This window comes from Streptomyces sp. NPDC096311 (genome assembly GCF_044763085.1).
Taxonomy (GTDB): Bacteria; Actinomycetota; Actinomycetes; order Streptomycetales; family Streptomycetaceae; genus Streptomyces.
Map to the genome: position 1 here is coordinate 22,949 of NZ_JBIWFN010000017.1, position 18,020 is coordinate 40,968.

12 protein-coding genes and 2 pseudogenes are annotated in these 18,020 nt (G+C 71.2%); 11 read left to right on the forward strand and 3 right to left on the reverse strand.

Features of this window, described 5'->3' with window-relative positions; all coding sequences use genetic code 11:
- The first annotated feature begins 403 nt into the window (after positions 1-403).
- The 3 genes from panD to ACIRA5_RS36005 are packed head-to-tail and all read left to right on the forward strand — an operon-like array spanning position 404 to position 1,890.
- Entirely contained in the window at positions 404-823 is a 420-nt protein-coding gene (panD, locus tag ACIRA5_RS35995) for an aspartate 1-decarboxylase (protein WP_385370146.1), read from the forward strand.
- A 60-nt stretch (positions 824-883) separates the two neighbouring features.
- Complete coding sequence (locus ACIRA5_RS36000) at positions 884-1,228, forward strand: GNAT family N-acetyltransferase (RefSeq protein WP_403698187.1); 345 nt, start codon at positions 884-886, stop codon at positions 1,226-1,228.
- Positions 1,228-1,890: an aspartate/glutamate racemase family protein gene (locus tag ACIRA5_RS36005; RefSeq protein WP_403698189.1), complete on the forward strand. Its 663-nt coding sequence runs from the start codon at positions 1,228-1,230 to the stop codon at positions 1,888-1,890. The genes ACIRA5_RS36000 and ACIRA5_RS36005 overlap by 1 nt, the downstream gene beginning before the upstream one ends.
- Before the next feature lie 627 nt (positions 1,891-2,517).
- Here ACIRA5_RS36005 and gndA read toward each other — a convergent pair.
- Positions 2,518-3,957 carry an NADP-dependent phosphogluconate dehydrogenase gene (gndA, locus tag ACIRA5_RS36010; protein WP_403698191.1) on the reverse strand — a complete coding sequence of 480 codons (1,440 nt, stop codon included), beginning with the start codon at positions 3,955-3,957 and terminating at the stop codon, positions 2,518-2,520.
- A gap of 376 nt (positions 3,958-4,333) precedes the next feature.
- Between gndA and ACIRA5_RS36015 the strand changes: the two are divergent.
- Both ACIRA5_RS36015 and ACIRA5_RS36020 read left to right on the forward strand, forming a co-directional pair.
- Positions 4,334-4,540: pseudogene (locus tag ACIRA5_RS36015) on the forward strand (transglycosylase family protein); the annotation flags it as partial.
- A 165-nt stretch (positions 4,541-4,705) separates the two neighbouring features.
- Positions 4,706-5,479: pseudogene (locus ACIRA5_RS36020) on the forward strand (peptidoglycan DD-metalloendopeptidase family protein); the annotation flags it as partial.
- On the opposite strand, the gene ACIRA5_RS36025 reads toward ACIRA5_RS36020, so the two are convergent.
- The gene (locus tag ACIRA5_RS36025; RefSeq protein ID WP_403698193.1) at positions 5,469-6,746 is read right to left on the reverse strand and encodes a DMT family transporter; all 1,278 of its coding nucleotides are present in this window, start codon (positions 6,744-6,746) and stop codon (positions 5,469-5,471) included. The pseudogene ACIRA5_RS36020 and the gene ACIRA5_RS36025 sit on opposite strands and share 11 nt — an antisense overlap.
- 210 nt (positions 6,747-6,956) lie before the next feature.
- Between ACIRA5_RS36025 and ACIRA5_RS36030 the strand changes: the two genes are divergently transcribed.
- The 6 genes from ACIRA5_RS36030 (at position 6,957) to ACIRA5_RS36055 (ending at position 16,327) form a co-directional block, all read left to right on the forward strand.
- A complete protein-coding gene (locus ACIRA5_RS36030) occupies positions 6,957-7,718 on the forward strand; it encodes a (2Fe-2S)-binding protein (RefSeq protein ID WP_403698195.1) in 762 nt (253 codons plus the stop codon).
- 81 nt (positions 7,719-7,799) lie between these two features.
- Complete coding sequence (gene glgA / locus ACIRA5_RS36035; protein WP_355301171.1) at positions 7,800-8,951, forward strand: glycogen synthase; 1,152 nt, start codon at positions 7,800-7,802, stop codon at positions 8,949-8,951.
- 81 nt (positions 8,952-9,032) lie between these two features.
- Positions 9,033-10,253 carry a glucose-1-phosphate adenylyltransferase gene (gene glgC, locus ACIRA5_RS36040; protein ID WP_403698196.1) on the forward strand — a complete coding sequence of 407 codons (1,221 nt, stop codon included), beginning with the start codon at positions 9,033-9,035 and terminating at the stop codon, positions 10,251-10,253.
- 225 nt (positions 10,254-10,478) lie between these two features.
- Positions 10,479-13,085 (forward strand): PA14 domain-containing protein, encoded by a 2,607-nt coding sequence (locus ACIRA5_RS36045; RefSeq protein ID WP_403698197.1) that lies wholly within the window; start codon positions 10,479-10,481, stop codon positions 13,083-13,085.
- Between the two features lie 262 nt (positions 13,086-13,347).
- On the forward strand, positions 13,348-14,679 hold the full coding sequence (locus ACIRA5_RS36050; protein WP_054234961.1) for a wax ester/triacylglycerol synthase family O-acyltransferase: 1,332 nt from the start codon (positions 13,348-13,350) through the stop codon (positions 14,677-14,679).
- A 124-nt stretch (positions 14,680-14,803) separates the two neighbouring features.
- Entirely contained in the window at positions 14,804-16,327 is a 1,524-nt protein-coding gene (locus ACIRA5_RS36055) for an SDR family NAD(P)-dependent oxidoreductase (RefSeq protein WP_403698199.1), read from the forward strand.
- Positions 16,328-16,359: 32 nt separating this feature from the next.
- On the opposite strand, the gene ACIRA5_RS36060 is transcribed toward ACIRA5_RS36055, so the two are convergent.
- Complete coding sequence (locus tag ACIRA5_RS36060; protein WP_403698201.1) at positions 16,360-17,967, reverse strand: serine hydrolase; 1,608 nt, start codon at positions 17,965-17,967, stop codon at positions 16,360-16,362.
- Positions 17,968-18,020 lie beyond the last annotated feature (53 nt).

Below are 18,020 nucleotides of genomic sequence, written 5' to 3' on the forward strand. Positions count from 1 at the left end.
TGCTGCCCAGTCTGCATCGCAGTCCACGCCCGTGGACTCCGCCCACCCGGACACGGGAACGGGCGGTAGCCGCCCGATGGCCCCGGGTTCTCGGCGTCCTCGGCCCCTCTTCGGCCGGGGACGCTGGGCTCTCGCCTGGTGCTGCCGCCTCTGGAAGTGGAGGATCCGGCCGATGTCTTCCGCCCGAGTATTGCTCGACCTGCCGCCATCGCGGCAGACAGTCGGGGCTGTCGGGGGCTGCCGAACCGGCCTGATAGAGCGTCGGGAAAGTCAGCAAACGGTCAGCATGAGTCCTGAAAGGCCCGGGGAAAGCTGACCGAACATGCGAATGGTTGTTAGTCTGCCGAGACCGCCCTTGACCTGCGGGAAGCAGGCAGGGAGCAGACATTTCGGGAGTTTCTTCATGTTTCGGACAATGTTCAAGTCCAAGATCCACCGTGCCACCGTCACCCAGGCCGACCTGCACTACGTCGGATCCGTCACGATCGACGCCGATCTGCTCGACGCCGCGGATCTGCTGCCGGGTGAGCTCGTGCACATCGTCGACATCACGAATGGCGCCCGCCTGGAGACGTACGTCATCGAGGGCGAGCGCGGTTCCGGGGTCGTCGGGATCAACGGGGCGGCGGCCCATCTCGTACATCCCGGAGATCTGGTGATCATCATCAGTTACGCTCAGGTCTCCGACGCCGAGGCGCGGGCACTGCGGCCGAGGGTCGTGCACGTGGACCACGACAACCGGATCGTGGCCCTCGGCGCTGATCCGTCCGAACCGGTGCCGGGCTCGGACCAGGAGCGCAGCCCGCAGGCGGTCACCGTCTGAACCCCGGGCCGGGGGCAACGGCTGAGCAAGCAGATGACCTGAGGACGCGAGGAGTTGCCCATGAGCGACATGGAGATCCGCGACGACCGTGCGGGCGGCCGCCTCGAGGCGATCGCCGGGGACGAAGTGGTCGGTCACATCGAGTACTTCGTCCTCGATGCCCCCGCACGCGCCCTCGTCCCCGTGCACACCATCGTGGAACCCGCGCACGAGGGGAAGGGCATCGCGGGCTCCCTCGCCCGTGAGCTGTACGGCATCGCCGCGCGCGAGGGCATCGTGGTCGCACCCCTGTGCCCGTACGTCGTGAAGTGGGCGGCGCGCCACCCCGAGGAGGCTCCGGCGGCCGACCCGGAGCTGCTCGGGGCAGCGATGCAGTGGCTCGAGGCGCACCCCGGGCGCTTCTGATGAACCGATCGGGTCCGCTCGCCCTGCTGCACACCTCGTCCCTGCACATCCCCGTCTTCGACGCGCTGCGCGACGAGGACCACCAGGGGCTGGAACTGCGGCACATGGTGGACGAGGAACTGTTGTCCCACGCCCGGCGCGAGGGTCCGGCCGCGGTGGCCGGCGAGGTGCGGGCGGCCCTCGACCGGGCCGTCGCCGACGGGGCGCGTGCTGTGCTGTGCACCTGCTCGACCATCGGCGCTGTCGCCGAGGAGGCGGGCGCCGGGATACCCGTGCTCCGGGTGGACCGCCCGATGGCCGCCGACGCCGTCGCCACCGGCCCCCGTGTGGTGGTCGTCGCGACGTCGGAGAGCACCTTGGAGCCGACGGTCGCCCTCGTCGAGGAGGAGGCCCGCGCCGCCGGGCGCTCCGTACAGGTTCGTACGTTGCTGGTCGACGGGGCCTGGGCCCGTTTCGAGGCGGGCGACACCGACGGGTACGTCCGCAGCGTGGCGGCGGCTGCCGACTCGGTCACCGACGCCGACGTGATCGTCCTCGCCCAGGCGTCCATGACCCCGGCCCAGCGGCTGACCACGACCACGGTCCCGGTACTGTCCAGCCCCCGCCCCGGGCTCGCGGCCGGCGCGGACGCGGTGCGCCACGGAGAGACGCTCCACGGGTGAAGCTCCACGAGTAGACATGCCATGGATGGACGCTCTATGGGCGGATGCTTCATGGGCGGACGCTCCATGGGTGGGCGCTCCACCGGTGGAACGGCCGGGTCTGTCTGGTCCAACTGGTCCGCGCGCCCAGCGCGACGGGGTGACTGGGGGAGCGGTGGCCGGGTACGCGTGGGACAAGTCCAGGGTCGACGTATCGACTGGCTGGAGGACACCATGACGCATCCGAACCCCGATCCGGTGCAACCGGGTCCCACGCCCGGGCCGGGCCCCGACCGCCCGCAGCCCTTCCCGGACCCCCACCCCTTCCCGGATCCGACCCCGGATCCGGGCCCTCACCCCCCACCGAAGCCCACCTCTCCGCCGACCCCGGTGCCGAAGCCGCCGGGGCCCGAGCCGACCCCACCGAGCCCCGGCCCGGTGCCGCCCAGCCCGGACCCGGTGCCGCCGGGCCCCGAGCCGGTACCGAACCCCGAACCCGGACCCCCGCTCACGTGAACGTCCGATCGAACGAGTGAACGAGTGAACGGGTGAGGCCGTCACGCCCCGGGTTCCAGGGATGTGACGGCCTCGGTGGCGCGGAGTACCCGTACGCCCGGTACCCGTACGCCCGGTACCCCCTACGTCTGCCTACGCCTCGACCTCCGACCGGTCGCCGCCCCACAGCGTGTGGAACGAGCCCTCCCGGTCGACGCGCCGGTAGGTGTGTGCCCCGAAGAAGTCCCGCTGCCCCTGCGTCAGGGCGGCGGGCAGCCGGTCGGCGCGCAGCGCGTCGTAGTACGCGAGGGCCGCGGAGAAGCCGGGTGCGGGAACGCCCTGGCGGGTGGCGGCCACCAGGACCTCACGCCAGTCGTCCTGCGCCGCCGCGATCTCCTGCGCGAACGTCTCGTCGGACAGCAGGCTCGGCAGATCGGGCCGGGCGTCGTACGCGGCGCGGATCCGGTCCAGGAACGCCGCCCGGATGATGCAGCCGCCGCGCCAGATCGCGGAGATGGCACCGAGGTCGATGTCCCAGTCGTACTGGTCGCTGCCCGCGCTGATCTCGTGGAAGCCCTGCGTGTACGACACGATCTTCGAGGCGTACAGCGCCTGCTCCACCCGGTCCGCGAAGGCCGACGCCTCGGACTCCCCGAGCGGCTTCGCCTTGGGGCCCGCGAGCTCGCGGGAGGCGGCGCGCAGGTCGGCGTGCCCGGACAGCGAGCGGGCGAAGACCGCCTCCGCGATGCCGGACACCGGAACGCCCAGGTCCAGCGCGATCTGTACGGTCCAGCGGCCCGTGCCCTTCTGCTCCGCGCGGTCCTGGACCACGTCCACGAACGGCTTGCCCGTCGCCGCGTCCACGTGCGACAGGACCTCCGCCGTGATCTCGATCAGGTAGGAGTCGAGCCGGCCGGTGTTCCAGGTGCGGAAGATGTCGGCGATCTGCGCGGGGGAGTACCCGGCGACATCCCGCAGCAGCTGGTAGGCCTCGCCGATCAGCTGCATGTCTGCGTACTCGATGCCGTTGTGCACCATCTTCACGAAGTGCCCGGCGCCGTCGGGACCGCAGTGGGTCACGCAGGGCGAGCCGTCCGGCGCCTTCGCGGAGATCTTCTCCAGCATCGGACCGAGCGACGCGTACGACTCCTTCGAGCCGCCCGGCATGATGCTCGGCCCGTTCAGCGCACCCTCCTCGCCGCCGGACACGCCCGTGCCGACGAAGTGGATGCCCTGGCCCCGCAGGTCGCGTTCCCGGCGCCGGGTGTCCTCGAAGTGCGCGTTGCCACCGTCGATGATCATGTCGCCGGGCTCAAGGAGCGGGGCGAACTCCTGGATCACCGCGTCGGTCGGCTCACCGGCCTTCACCATGATCATCAGACGTCGCGGCCGCTCCAGTGCCTCGACGAACTCCTTCGCGGTCTCCGTCGCCACGAAGCCGCCCTCGTGGCCGAATTCCTCCACCAGCGCGTGCGTCCGGGCCGCGGTCCTGTTGTGCAGGGCGACCGTGTAGCCGTTGCGGGCGAAGTTACGGGCGAGATTGCGCCCCATGACCGCGAGACCCGTGACGCCGATCTGGGCTGAGTTGCTCATACGGTTGGCTCCTAAGAGATCCAGTAAGAGGTCTTGGTATTCATCGGTATCAGTCGGTATCAGTCGGTATCGGTCGGTATCGGTACTGCCGGTGATCCCGCCGTTCCCGTTCGTCAGTACTCCTCCGGCCATCCTGACGTGTCGGAGACGTGTACGCAGAAGAACGACCCGCTGCCTCTCCGGGCGAGGGAGCGGCGCCCGGGGCGCGCAGCACGGCCGATTGCGCTCTTGTCATGGCCTGTTCGCAGCGCTTACTTTTGCCGCTCCTGACGCATGTCGAGGGGGCTCCCACATGGCCGTACGCGGCCGGCACCGCCGGTATCAGCCGAACAGGATCAACCGCGCCTCACTCACTGTTACGGCGGGCGGCGCCGGAATGGCACTCCCGCTGATCGGCACCGGCGTCGCGCACGCGGCCGACGTGGACACCTGGAACAAGGTCGCCGCCTGCGAGTCCACCGACGACTGGAGCATCAACACCGGCAACGGCTACTACGGCGGACTGCAGTTCACCCAGTCCACCTGGGAGGCGTACGGGGGGCAGATCTACGCCCCGCGCGCGGATCAGGCCACCAAGGACCAGCAGATCGCCATCGCCGAGAAGGTGCTCAAGGGCCAGGGACCCGGTGCCTGGCCGGTGTGCTCGGTGCGCGCCGGTCTCACGCGGGGCGGGGACACCCCCGACATCACCCCGGCCGCCGAGCGGACCGGCACCAGGTCGGACACCTCGCCCCAGACCACCAAGCGCTCCGTGCGCGACGTCCAGCCGCAGACCACACCCCAGTCGCGGGCCGGCACCGCCGAGATGTACACCGTCGTGCACGGAGACACGCTCTCCGGCATCGCGGGATCCCGCCACGTCCAGGGCGGTTGGCAGCGGTTGTACGACGCGAACCGCAGCACCGTCGGCTCCGACCCGGATCTGATCCTGCCGGGCCAGCGGCTGAACCTGCGGGGCAAGGGCCAGACCCCGGCGCACACCGGGAGCACCCCCTCGTCCGCGCCGAAGAAGCAGAAGACCCCCGACAAGACGTCCCCGCACAAACCGTCCCCGCACAAGACGTCCCCGCACCAGACCTCCTCGCACAAGACGTCCTCGGACACCGCCAAGAAGTCCGACACGCTCGTCGCCCCCGTGCACGCCGCGACCGGCACGCCCTACCGCGCCGCCGGTGCCTCTTGGTCGAAGGGCTACCACACGGGCGTCGACTTCCCGGTGCCCACCGGCACCTCCGTGAAGGCGGTCGCCGCGGGGCAGGTCGTCAGCGCGGGCTGGGGCGGCTCGTTCGGCTACCAGGTGGTGATCCGGCACACCGACGGCCGCTACACCCAGTACGCCCATCTGTCGGCGATCTCGGTGAAGGACGGGCAGAGCGTGGTGGGCGGCCAGCGCCTCGGCCGCTCCGGTTCCACGGGCAACAGCACGGGCCCGCATCTGCACTTCGAGGTGCGGACGGGGCCCGGTTTCGGCACGGACATCGACCCGGTCGCCTACCTGAGGGCGGGCGGCGTCAGGATTTGACGCGCGTGCGGTGGTGGTGGTCCAGCAGAGGCGTCGCCACTACGTAGGGCCCGCACAGGGGGCCGAAATAGGCCAGCGCGGGCGGCGCGTCCTCCTCGGACGGCTCGGGTGAGCCGGCCGGGTCGGGCGCGCTCTCCGCGGCCCCCACCATCGCCGGAGCCGGTACGAAGGCGTCCTCGCCGTCGCGGTCCACGCCAAGCCCGTTTCCGAGCCCCGCGCCGATTCCGTCTCCGAGCTCGGCGTCGAACGCCTCCTCGAATCCTGCGCCGAACGCCTCTCCGCGGCTTCTGGCCGGCTCGTCCTCGTGGTCCGGTCCGGTGGACTGCTCGGGCAGCGCCGCGAGCAGCAGCGCCTCCAACGCGGAGTCCGGCGTGGCCGCTTCCGGCGCGGGCTCGGTCTCCGCGGTGGTGGGTGCGAGGACCTCCGCGGTGTTCCGGGCGCTGCCGATCTGCTCGGTCGTGAGCAGGATCAGACCGCCCGCCGCGACGACTCCGCAGGCCAGCGCGAGCACGGTGCCCGTCTCGCCGTAGCGGAAGGTCTCGCCGAACATCGTGATGCCGACGGCGGCCGCCACGACGGGGTTGACGACCGTCAGTGTGGCCAGCGGCGCCGCGAGACCGCCGCCCCGGTAGGAGGCCTGCGACAGCAGCATCCCGGCCGTCGCGAAGACACCTATGAGGACGAGGCTCGGCAGGTCGGCGAGCGAGACCTGGTGCGACCAGTCCACCGCGACGGTCTTGGTGAACACCGAGGACATGCTGAAGGCTATGCCGGACCCCACCGCGAGCATCACGCTGCGCACGGCCGGGTGCCGGTGCGCGGCGCGGCCCGCCACCATGAAGGCCGCCACCGCGCCGCCCGACACCACGGCAAGCACCGTGATCTGGGTGTCGCTCAGGGACTGCGAGTCGGCCGAGCCGACCAGGGCGAGCAGGACCGCGAGGCCCACCGTGGCCATGATCGCGCCACGCCAGGCGGTCGCCCCGGCCTTGCGGCCGACGAAGACGGCCGCCATGGGGAGCGCGAACACGATGGTCAGCGCGCCCAGCGGCTGCACCAGGCTCAGCGGGCCGTAGGCGAGCGCCACCACGTGCAGCACCCCGCCGACGCCGCTCAGGGCGACCGCCGCCCACCAGCCGGGGCGGCGCAACGGCGCGTACGTCTGGTCGGGAGAGGTCAGCGCGACCTGCTCCTGGACGATCGCGCCGCCCGCGTACGCAACGGCGGAGACGAACGAGAGCAGGACGGACAGCGCGAGCGCGCTCATGAGTCCCTCCTCTGCGTGCGGCGGGGGCGCTGTGCCCGGCGCGGCGAACGATCGGCCTTCATACCCACTACGATGCCTCGCGCATCCGTTCACGTCGTCGTACCTGAGCAGGCAATGAGTAGTACTGCCGATGGAGTACGACTCGCCCCATGTCCTCCCCTGGGTGGGCGACATGAGAGGGAGACCCTCCGGTGAGACCCCCTAGAGGGCTTGGTACTACTGCTGTTCGTGGACCTCGACCCGGAACTCGCGGCGCTCGGCTCGCTCGGCGGCTTCTTCGTACTACGCACCGGCGTACCGCCGGGTGCCCCGCTGCCGACGCTCGCACAGGCGTACGCGTCTCCCCGGGACGATGATCCCAGAGATGTCTGGTCGGATCCTCTGAATTTCCGCGTCCGGAAGGTCGCGGTGAATCTGCGGGCGCCCGAGCCCCGGATCGCGGTCTCGGTGGCGCAGCAGGGCCTCGCGGCCCGTCTGTGGTCGGTCGCGCTCGGCGCCGCCGCGCTGTACGGGCAGCTGCCGGACCTCGCCCCGGGGCTGCTGCGGTGGGATCCGGACGGCAGCGCTCCGGACGACCTGTGGCTGTCCGAGGCACGCGCCCTGCCGGTGGCGGCGATCGGAGAGATCGTACGGGACGGCCACCTCGCCCCGCTGGCGGCGGCTCTGCGCACCCGTCACCGCATGTCGGAGGGCCTGTTGTGGGGGAACGCGGGCTCGGCGCTCGCGGGTGCCTGGCGCCAGCTGCACCGCTGGGCCGAGGCGAACGGCCGTACGGACGTGGCCGATCGGGCCCGCGCCCTCACCGCCGACCTGTTCACGCATCCCGACCTGTCCGAGACCGTCGACCCCCGTACCCTCCGCCGCCGCAGCTGCTGCCTCTACTACCGGCTCCCCGGCGGCGGGCTGTGCGGTGACTGCTGCTTCGACCGCCCGCCGGGCCGGACGCCGGGCGGGGCTCCGGGCCGCCGCTGAGCACCGCGGTCTTCCCCAGGCGTCCCTTCTGGGTGACCATGAAAGGCACCAGCCGGTATCCGGTACGACGGGGGGCTCTGCGTGCGAGTGGGACTGCTGACCCGGGAGTACCCGCCGGACGTGTACGGCGGCGCGGGCGTCCATGTCGAGTTCCTCGCCCGGGAGTTGCGGACCCTCACGGACCTGGACGTGCACTGCTGGGGCGAGGGCGCCGCGGGCGGCGTCGTGCGCCACCGGTCCTGGTCCTCGCTCGACGGCGCCAACGACGCGCTGCGCACCTTCTCCGTGGACCTCGCCATGGCCGCCGCCCTCGAAGGCCGCGAACTCGTCCACTCGCACACCTGGTACGCCAACCTCGCCGGCCACTTCGGCAAGCTCCTGTACGGCATCCCGCACGTCATGACCGCCCACTCCCTGGAGCCGCTGCGCCCCTGGAAGGCCGAGCAGCTCGGCGGCGGCTACGCCCTGTCCAGCTGGGCCGAGCGCACCGCCGTCGAGGCCGCCGACGCCGTCATTGCCGTGTCCGGCGCCATGCGCGAGGACATCCTCACCTGCTACCCCGCCCTGGACCCCGCCAAGGTGCGCGTCGTGCACAACGGCATCGACACCGCCCTATACCGCCCGGACCACGGCACGGACGTCCTGGAGCGCATCGGCATCGACACCGCCCGCCCCTACGTCCTGTTCGTCGGCCGCATCACCCGCCAGAAGGGCGTGCCCCACCTGCTGCGCGCGGTTCGGGACCTGGACCCGGCCGTGCAGGTGGTGCTGTGCGCGGGCGCCCCCGACACCCCCGAGATCGACCGGGAGTTCCGTGATCTCTTCCAGGAACTGAGTGCCGTACGCCAGGGCCTGCACTGGATCCCGCAGATGCTGCCCCGCCCGGACGTCGTCCAACTCCTCACGCACGCCGCCGTCTTCGTCTGCCCCTCGGTGTACGAGCCGCTCGGCATCGTCAACCTGGAGGCGATGGCCTGTGGAACGGCCGTGGTGGCGTCGCGGGTCGGTGGGATACCCGAGGTGGTCGAGGACGGCGTGACGGGTGTTCTGGTGCCGGTCGAGGAGAACTTCGAGGCGGGTCTGGCGCTCGCTCTCGACTCCGTGCTCGCCGATCCCCGGGCCGCCCGGCGGATGGGTGAGGCCGGACGGGAGCGCGCGGTACGGGAGTTCGGATGGGACGCGGTGGCCCGGCGGACCGTCCAGCTTTACGAGGAAGTCCTCAAACCGGGGTAACCATCTGACAGGTGTAGTTCAAGCAACGGGGCCGGCCCGGCACAGCGGGCGCGGCTCGACCGGGCTCAGAGGGGCGGCGGCATGCGGCGCGGTGGACCTTCGGTACTGGGAATCGTCCTTGCGGGTGGAGAGGGCAAACGGCTCATGCCCCTCACCGCGGACCGCGCGAAACCCGCGGTCACCTTCGGCGGGACGTACCGCCTGGTGGACTTCGTACTCTCCAATCTCGTCAACGCCGACATCCTGCGCATCTGCGTCCTGACGCAGTACAAGTCGCACTCCCTGGACCGCCATGTCACGACGACCTGGCGGATGTCGAGCCTGCTCGGCAACTACGTCACACCGGTCCCGGCCCAGCAGCGGCTCGGCCCGCGCTGGTACCTGGGCAGCGCGGACGCGATCCTTCAGTCCCTCAACCTCGTGCACGACGAACGGCCCGACTACATCGCGGTGTTCGGCGCCGATCACGTCTACCGCATGGACCCCCGGCAGATGCTCGCCCAGCACATCGAGGGCGGCGCGGGTGTGACCGTCGCCGGGATACGGGTGCCGCGCGCCGAGTCGTCCTCCTTCGGGGTCATCAGCCCCGGCTCCGACGGGCAGACCGTGGAGGGCTTCCTGGAGAAGCCCGCCGACCCGCCGGGCCTGCCCGACGACCCCGAGTGCGTCTTCGCCTCGATGGGCAACTACATCTTCACCACCAAGGCTCTGGTGGAGGCGCTCCAGCGGGACGCCGAGGACGTGCACTCGGTGCACGACATGGGCGGATCGATTCTGCCCATGCTCACCGACCGCGGCGAGGCGCAGCTCTACGACTTCAGCGACAACCACGTGCCCGGCGAGACCATCCGCGACCAGGGCTACTGGCGTGACGTGGGCACCCTCGACGCCTACTACGACGCACACATGGACCTGATCGCCGAACGCCCCGCCTTCAACCTCTACAACCGCAGCTGGCCCATCTACACCACTTCCGGGCAGCTCTCCCCGGCGAGATTCAACGCCGGGGGCATCGCGAGCGAGTCGATCGTCAGCGCGGGCAGTCTGATCCGGGGCCAGGTCACGCGGTCCGTGCTCTCGCCGGGTGTCGTGGTCGACCCGGGAGCCGTCGTCCAGGGCTCGATCCTGCACGACAACGTCCACATAGGGCGGGGCGCGGTGGTGCGCGGCGCGGTTCTCGACAAGAACGTCGAGGTGCCGCCGGGCGCGACGATCGGCGTCAACCCCGAGCGCGACGCGGATCTCTACACGGTCTCCAAGGGCGGGGTGATCGCGCTGGGCAAGGGCCGGATCGTGCCGTAGCGGCCGACGGTGACCGACAACGGCCCCGGTGGGTCCGTGCCCATCGGGGCCGTTGTCATGCCCCTGGACAGAAAGTGGAACCCTGTGTTGTCATGCCAACTGCCGTTGGTGACAACGTTGTTCCGTCTGAGCAAGAGCCGCACCACCCGCCCCACCCCCCTCCCGGGCCCGTCCGGCAACCGTCCTCACCACCGTCCCCCCACCCGTCCTCAACGAGGAGGATCCGTGCGTTTCGGACGACTCAGAAACCGACTCGCGTTACTGCTCGCCGTGGCCCTCGGCGCCGCGGGACTCGCCTCCGTGCCGGCCGCGGCCGACGATCCCGTCGCGGTCCACGGACTGAAGGGCGACTATTACACCCAGTCCGCCCCCGGCGCCTTCGACTTCCACGAACTCAAGGCCACCGGCTTCGACCCGCAGCTCGACTTCGACGACCTGGAACCCCGACTGCGCTTCGCGACGGGCCAGGACAACGATGTCAGTGTCCGCTGGACCGGCAAACTCGTACCGGAGAAGAGCGGAGCCACCACCTTCTCGATCATCGGCGACAACGGTTTCCGCCTCTGGATCGACGGCAGACCCGTCATCGACCACTGGGTGGACGACTGGGATCGTGAACAGACCTCCGAGCCGGTCGATCTGACGGCGGGGCACGCCTATGACTTCAAGCTCGAGTACTTCGAGCACTACGGCGGCTCCAACCTCCATCTGCGCTGGACCGAACCCGGCGGCGCCAAGGTGGCGATTCCGCAGTCGGCGTTCCTGCTGCCCGACGGCTACGACTACGACGGCGCCCTTGCGACCACCGTCCAGCCGGACGGCCGTACCCTCAGGCTCGACTTCGCAACGGCACTGTCCGCGCCCCCGGCCGCCGTCGTCGACCACCTCCAGGCCGTGATCGGCGGCGCCAAGTGGCCGCTGGGAGCTGCCGAGTTGGACCCCGCCGACCCCAGATCCCTTCTCGTCACGCTCAAGGAACCCGTCGTCGGCAACAAGACCGGCACCGCACGCGGCAACGCCGACCTGCGCTATGACGGCACGGGCGGCCTCGCCGCCGCCGGGGACGGCAAGGCGGTCGGCGCCTTCTGGAGCAGCGGCCCCAACCGCTCCACGTACGAGCTGCGCACGAAGTGGGCCGACGAGGTCGGGCCGGACAACGCCCTGCCGGAATACCCCCGCCCCCAGCTCACGCGTGACGCCTGGCGCAACCTCAACGGGCGCTGGCAGTTCGCCGCCGCCACCGCGGGGGAGCAGCCCCCGGTCGGCAAGACGCTCGGCGAGCACATCCTCGTCCCGTACCCCGTGGAGTCCCAGCTGTCCGGCGTCGAACGCCACGAGGACCGCATGTGGTACCGCCGCACCTTCACCGTCCCGGCCGACTGGCACATCGGCTCGGGTCAACGGCTCCTGCTGAACTTCGGTGGCGTCGACTGGCAGTCCGAGGTGTACGTCAACGGGGTCAGGGTCGCCGCACACCGGGGCGGCTACGACAAGTTCGGCGCCGACGTCACCGACGCGCTGAAGCCCGGCCGCACCCAGGAGCTGATCGTCGGCGTGTACGACCCGACCGACGCCGCGTCCGGCGAGAACCCGCCGCTCGGCAAGCAGCGCCTCGACCCCAGCGGGATCTGGTACACCCCGACCTCCGGCATCTGGCAGACGGTGTGGATGGAGCCGGTCGCCCCGGACCGCGTCGACTCGCTCAAGCTCACTCCGGACGTCGGTGGCGGCCGGCTCACCGTGGAAGCGAAGGGCGTGCGCGACGGGCTGCCCGTCACGGCGACGGCGTACGAGGGAGGGCGGAAGGTCGCCACCGGCACCGGCCGTACCGGACAGCCGCTGACCCTGAAGATCGCCCACCCGCGCCTCTGGTCGCCGGACGACCCCTTCCTCTACGACCTCAGGGTGAGCGTCGGGCGCGACCGCGTTGGCAGCTACTTCGGGATGCGCTCGATCTCCGTGGAGAAGGTCGACGGCACCCCGCGCACCGTCCTCAACGGCAAGCCCGTCTTCATGATGGCCACGCTCGACCAGGGGTTCTGGCCCGACGGCCTGTACACGGCGCCGACGGACGAGGCCCTCGCGTACGACCTGCGCATGCACAAGGAGATGGGCTTCAACGCGGTGCGCAAGCACATCAAGGTGGAGCCCGACCGCTGGTTCTACTGGGCGGACCGGCTCGGCCTGCTGGTCTGGCAGGACATGCCCGCCATGACCGCCGGGGTGAACCCGAGCGCCGCGGCCCGCGCCGAGTACGAGCGCGAGATGAAACTGATGATCGACCAGCACATCAGCAGTCCGTCGGTCGTGATGTGGGTGACCTTCAACGAGGGCTGGGGCCAGTACGACGAAGGGCGCATCGCCGACCAGGCCAAGGCCTGGGATCCGACCCGGCTCGTCAACGGCATGTCGGGGCTGAACCTGGGGGCCGACGGCGGCGCCGGCGACATCATGGACGAACACGGCTATCCGAGCCCCGCGCTGCCACCGGATCCCGACGGCAGACGCGCGCTCGTCAGCGGCGAGTACGGGGGTCTGGGGCTCGCCGTGCCCGGGCACGCCTGGTCGGTCCAGCAGTCGTACGTGGACGTGGACCCGTCGACGTACACCGACGACTACCTCGCCCGCCTCGCCGAGGTGCGAGCACTCGCGTGCCGGGGCGGCAACGGCGCCGTCTACACCCAGATCTCGGACGTGGAAGGGGAGCTGAACGGGCTCCTCACCTACGACCGCAAGGTCGTGAAGCCGGACGTGGGGAGGTTGAGGGCGGCGCACGAGGCGCTGATCGCCGACGCGTCCCGGGCGACCCCCACGGGCTGCCCGGCAACCTGACGCCTCGGGTCCTTCGAGGGCCTTCGCGGTCCTTCGAGCCACCCGGCACTTCCGGTCCTTCGCGTGGCCGCGCGTCGGCGCGCGTGCCGCGGTCGGGACGCCTATCCTGATCCGACCTCACGTGCCCCTTGTGTCCCGCCCCTTTCGCGGGGGGCGGGACTTAATCTGCTGTTAACTGAGCGTAGCTTGATCGTACTTGACCGTAATCGCCTGCCGGGGTTTGACTGCTTGCTCACCCTGTCGTCGAAGCGAGAGCAAGCCGTTGACTCCTGATCTCCTCGCACCACTCGACCTGGCGTTCTGGAACATCGAGTCCGCCCAGCACCCGATGCACCTCGGCGCCCTCGGTGTCTTCTCCGCGCACTCGCCGACCGCGGGCGCGCACGCCGCCGAACTGCTCGCGGTCCGCGCGGCCGGGGTGCCCGGGCTGCGCATGCGGATCCGCGATGTCTGGCAGCCCCTCGCCTTCCCACCCCACTTCGGGAGCGCGGCCCGGGAACCCGCGCCCGACTTCGAACCCCTCGACCACGTCCGGCTGCACGCGCCGACCGCGGACTTCCCCGCTGCCGCGGGCCGGCTCATGGAACGCCCGCTCCAGCGCGGCCGGCCCCCGTGGGAGGCGCACGTCCTGCCGGGCGAGGACGGCACCTCGTTCGCGGTGTTCTTCAAGTTCCACCACGCGCTGGCCGACGGCCTGCGGGCACTGATGCTCGCCGCCGCCCTCATGGACCCGCTGGACCTGCCCGAGCCCCGCCCGCGCCCCGCCGAGCCGCCTCGTGGACTCCTCCCGGACGTCCGCAAACTGCCCGACCTGGTGCGCGGAACCCTTTCCGACCTGGGCCGCGCCCTCGACATCGGCAGCTCCGTCGCCCGCGCCACCCTCGGCGCCCGCTCCTCGCCCGCCCTCACCTCGCAGCCCACCGGCACCCGCCGGATCGCGGGCGTCGCCCTCGACCTGGACGATGTGCACCGCGTCCGCAAGAGCGTCGGCGGCACCGTCAACGACGTCCTGATCGCCGTCGTCGCGGGCGCCCTGCGCAACTGGCTCGACGAACGCGGCGACAGCAGCGAGGGAGTCGCGCCCCGCGCCCTGATCCCCGTCTCCAGGCGCCGCCCGCGCACCGCGCACCCGCAGGGCAACCGGCTCTCCGGTTACCTGATACGGCTTCCCGTCGACGATCCGGACCCGCTCGGCCGACTCCGTTCGGTGCGTACGGCGATGGACGCCAACAAGGACGCGGGACCCAACCGGGGAGCGGGCGCCGTCGCGCTGCTCGCCGACCATGTGCCGCCGCTCGGTCACCGCCTCGGTGGTCCCGTCGTCGGCCAGGCGGCCCGGCTGCTCTTCGACATCCTGGTCACCAGCGTGCCGCTGCCCAGCCTCGGTCTGAAGCTCGGCGGCTGCCCGCTCACCGAGGTCTATCCGCTCGCCCCGCTGGCCCGCGGCCAGGCGCTGGCGGTGGCCGTGTCGACGTACCGCGGACGGGTCCACTACGGGCTCGTCGCCGACGCACAGGCCGTGCCGGACCTGAACCGGCTGGCCCGCGCGCTGACCGAGGAGGTGGAGACGCTGATCATCGCCTGCGGCCCCTGAAACGGCCCGCGGGGACCGGTGATCATCTCGGGTTTGGCGCCTTGCCCCCTTGCTCCGTAAAATTCCGCCTTCGAAAGCGAGCGCGGTTCGAGCGCGGCGCGAGACCCGAGGAACGGCACACGCGATGACGGTGACAGAGGACGGCCAGGCGACTTTCGCCGTGGACACGGCTGAGGACGACCGGGCGGCTTCCGCCGTGGACGGGGAGGCGGTCTCCTACGGGCCGGGCATCGACCCGGAGCGGCTGGCCGTCTGCCTCAGCGTGCTCGACGAGCTCGACAAGATCGAGGTCGACCACCCGGACGCCATCGCCGTGCGCCGCGCCACCGCGGGCGTCTACCGCACGGTCAAGCAGCGCCGCCGCCAGGAGCGCAGGGCCGCCAAGACCGCCCACGACAAGGCGGTCACCGAGTCCACCGCGACCGGTTCCGCCCAGCGCATCGACGACGAGACCGAGGGCATCCTGCCCTCGTCCGTCACCGACGCCGGCGAGATCGCGGGGATACTCCAGCGCCCGCGCTCCTGCTACATCTGCAAGAAGCGGTACGTCGAGGTCGACTACTTCTACCACCAGCTCTGCCAGGACTGCGCCGCCGAGAACCGCACCCGCCGCGACGCCCGCGCCGACCTCACCGGCAAGCGCGCGCTGCTCACCGGCGGCCGGGCCAAGATCGGCATGTACATCGCGCTGCGGCTGCTGCGCGACGGCGCGCACACCACCATCACCACGCGTTTCCCGAACGACGCGATCCGCCGCTTCAAGGCCATGCCCGACAGCGACGAGTGGATCGGCCGCCTGAAGATCGTCGGCATCGACCTGCGCGACCCGGCGCAGGTCGTGGCCCTGGCCGACTCGGTCGCCGCCGAGGGCCCGCTGGACATCCTGATCAACAACGCGGCCCAGACCGTTCGCCGTTCCCCGGGTGCCTACAGCGAGCTGCTCGCCGCCGAGTCCGGCCCGCTGCCCGCCGGTGAGCTGCCGCCCGCCGAGGTCATCGGCACCTTCGGCTCCGGCGCGGTGGCCGCGCTCCCGGTCGCCGGGGGCGGCGCGCTGACCGCACAGGACGTCACCGACCTGGCCCTGGTGTCCGGCTCGGCCTCCCTGGAGCGGATCGCGGCCGGTACGGCCATCGACGCGGGCGGCCTCGTGCCCGACCTCCACGACACCAACAGCTGGATCCAGTCGGTCGAGGAGGTCACGCCGGTCGAGCTCCTCGAGGTCCAGCTCTGCAACTCGACGGCCCCCTTCATCCTGATCAGCCGGCTGCGCGCGGCGATGGCGGCCTCCGGGGCCGACCGCACGTACATCGTGAACGTCTCCGCCATGGAGGGCGTCTTCAACCGCGGCTACAAGGGTGCGGGCCACCCGCACACCAACATGGCCAAGGCAGCCCTGAACATGCTCACGCGCACCAGCGCGCAGGAGATGTTCGAGAAGGACCGCATCCTGATGACCGCCGTCGACACCGGCTGGATCACCGACGAGCGCCCGCACCCCGACAAGATGCGTCTCGCCGACGCGGGCTTCCACGCCCCCCTCGACCTGATCGACGGCGCGGCCCGGGTGTACGACCCGATCGTGCGCGGCGAGCAGGGCGAGGACCTGTACGGCGTCTTCATGAAGGACTACGCGCCCGGCAAGTGGTGACCGCGCGCTCGGCCACGGGTGAAACCGTGCCCTCAGCTGCGGGTGAAGGTGCCCAGGCCGTCGTGGTCCCAGGCCTCGACGGTCACCCGCGACGCCTTCGAGCCGCCGGACCCCGGTGAACCCGGACCGACCTCGAAGGTCACCCCCGAGAGCCCGGTCGCGTTCTCGCCGACGGTCCGGAAAGCGAAGGTGTCGCCGTCGTAGTGGGTGAGCCGGAAGGTCGTGTGCCTCGGGCCCAGGCTCATCCTGAGCTCGCCGTTGGCTGCCGTGACGGTCAGCGGCCCGTAGTACGCGTTGTCGTACGTGCCCGTGTACCTGTCGGCGGCGCGGGCCACGGCCCCGTTGCGCGGGGGTCTGGCGTAGTCGGTGGGGGAGCGGCCCTGCTGCTCCTGCTGCCGGTAGACCCGGTCGACCAGGGGCAGCCAGTCCGTCGTGGGCTTCCCGTACTGGGCGGTGTCGAAGAAGTTCAGCGCGACCGAGTCGGCGAGGCCCACCGGCGCCCCGTTGGTCAGGACGGTGATGCCGAGCTGCTCGCCGGGCAGCATCGTCACATTGGTGTTGGCGCCGAGTTCGAAGGCGCCGGAGTGGCTGAGGCGCAGCCGGCCCTGGTCGTCGTAGCCGACGTTCCAGCCGAGGCCGTAGAAGCCCGCGCGGCCCGCCGGGGCCTGCGGGGGCTGGGCGACGATCTCGGGCAGGTGGGTGCGCTCCAGCGGTGCGGCGGGGATGATCTGCCTGCCGTCCAGCTTCCCGTTCGCCAGTTGCAGTCGCATCCAGGTGGCCATGTCACGGGCCGTGGAGCTCGCGCCGCCCGCGGGCGACTGGGCGTCGGCGTCCCGGACGTACTTCGGCTGCCAGGTGCCGTCCGCGCTCTTCACATGGGTGACGGCCTTGTCCTTGGCCCGGTCGTAGTCGCAGAAGCGGGAGCTGGTGTTCTTCATGCCGGCGGGGCCGTACAGCGTGTCCTGGGAGAGCTTGTCCCAGGACGTGTCCTTCGTGTTCGCGACCGCCTGGGCCGCGGCGGTGACCCCGTAGTTGGTGTAGGCGTAGCTGGCGCGGAACGGGCCGAGCGGTTCGTATTTCAGGTGGTCCAGGATGTACGTCCGGTCGTAGCCGAGGTCTTCGAGGATGTCGCCGGAGTGGTCGGGCAGTCCGCTGCGGTGCGAGAAGAGGTCGGCGTAGGTGACGTGTGCCGTGACCCAGGGGTCCTTGAGGGCGAAGCCGGGCAGCTGCGCCGCGACGGGGTCGTCCCAGGCGAGCGTCCTGCCGCCGACGACCCCTGCGACGACCGTCGAGGCCAGCGGCTTGGACAAGGACGCGAGCGGGAAGACGGTGTCCGGGTCGACGGCCCCGGCCCGTCCCACCCGACGCTCGCCGAAGCCCTTGAGATAGACCACGCGGCCCTTGTGGACGACGGCCACGGCGACGCCGGGGACGCCGGTCTTCTTCATGGCGTCCCGCACGATCCCGTCGAGTCTGCCGACGGCGTCGTCCACCTTGGCCCGGGTGAGCTGCGCGGGCGGCTGGGGAGGCGGGGCCGCCGCGACGGCGGAGGGGGTGTGGCCCGCGCCGAGCAGGGAGGTCGCGGCGGCCGCGATCAGCGCCGCGCATCGGTGGTGTCCCGCCCGTCGCCGCACACCCATGGTCACCATTGAACGCGCGCTGTCAGGCTTTGTCCTGCGCAGACGCACGGCGA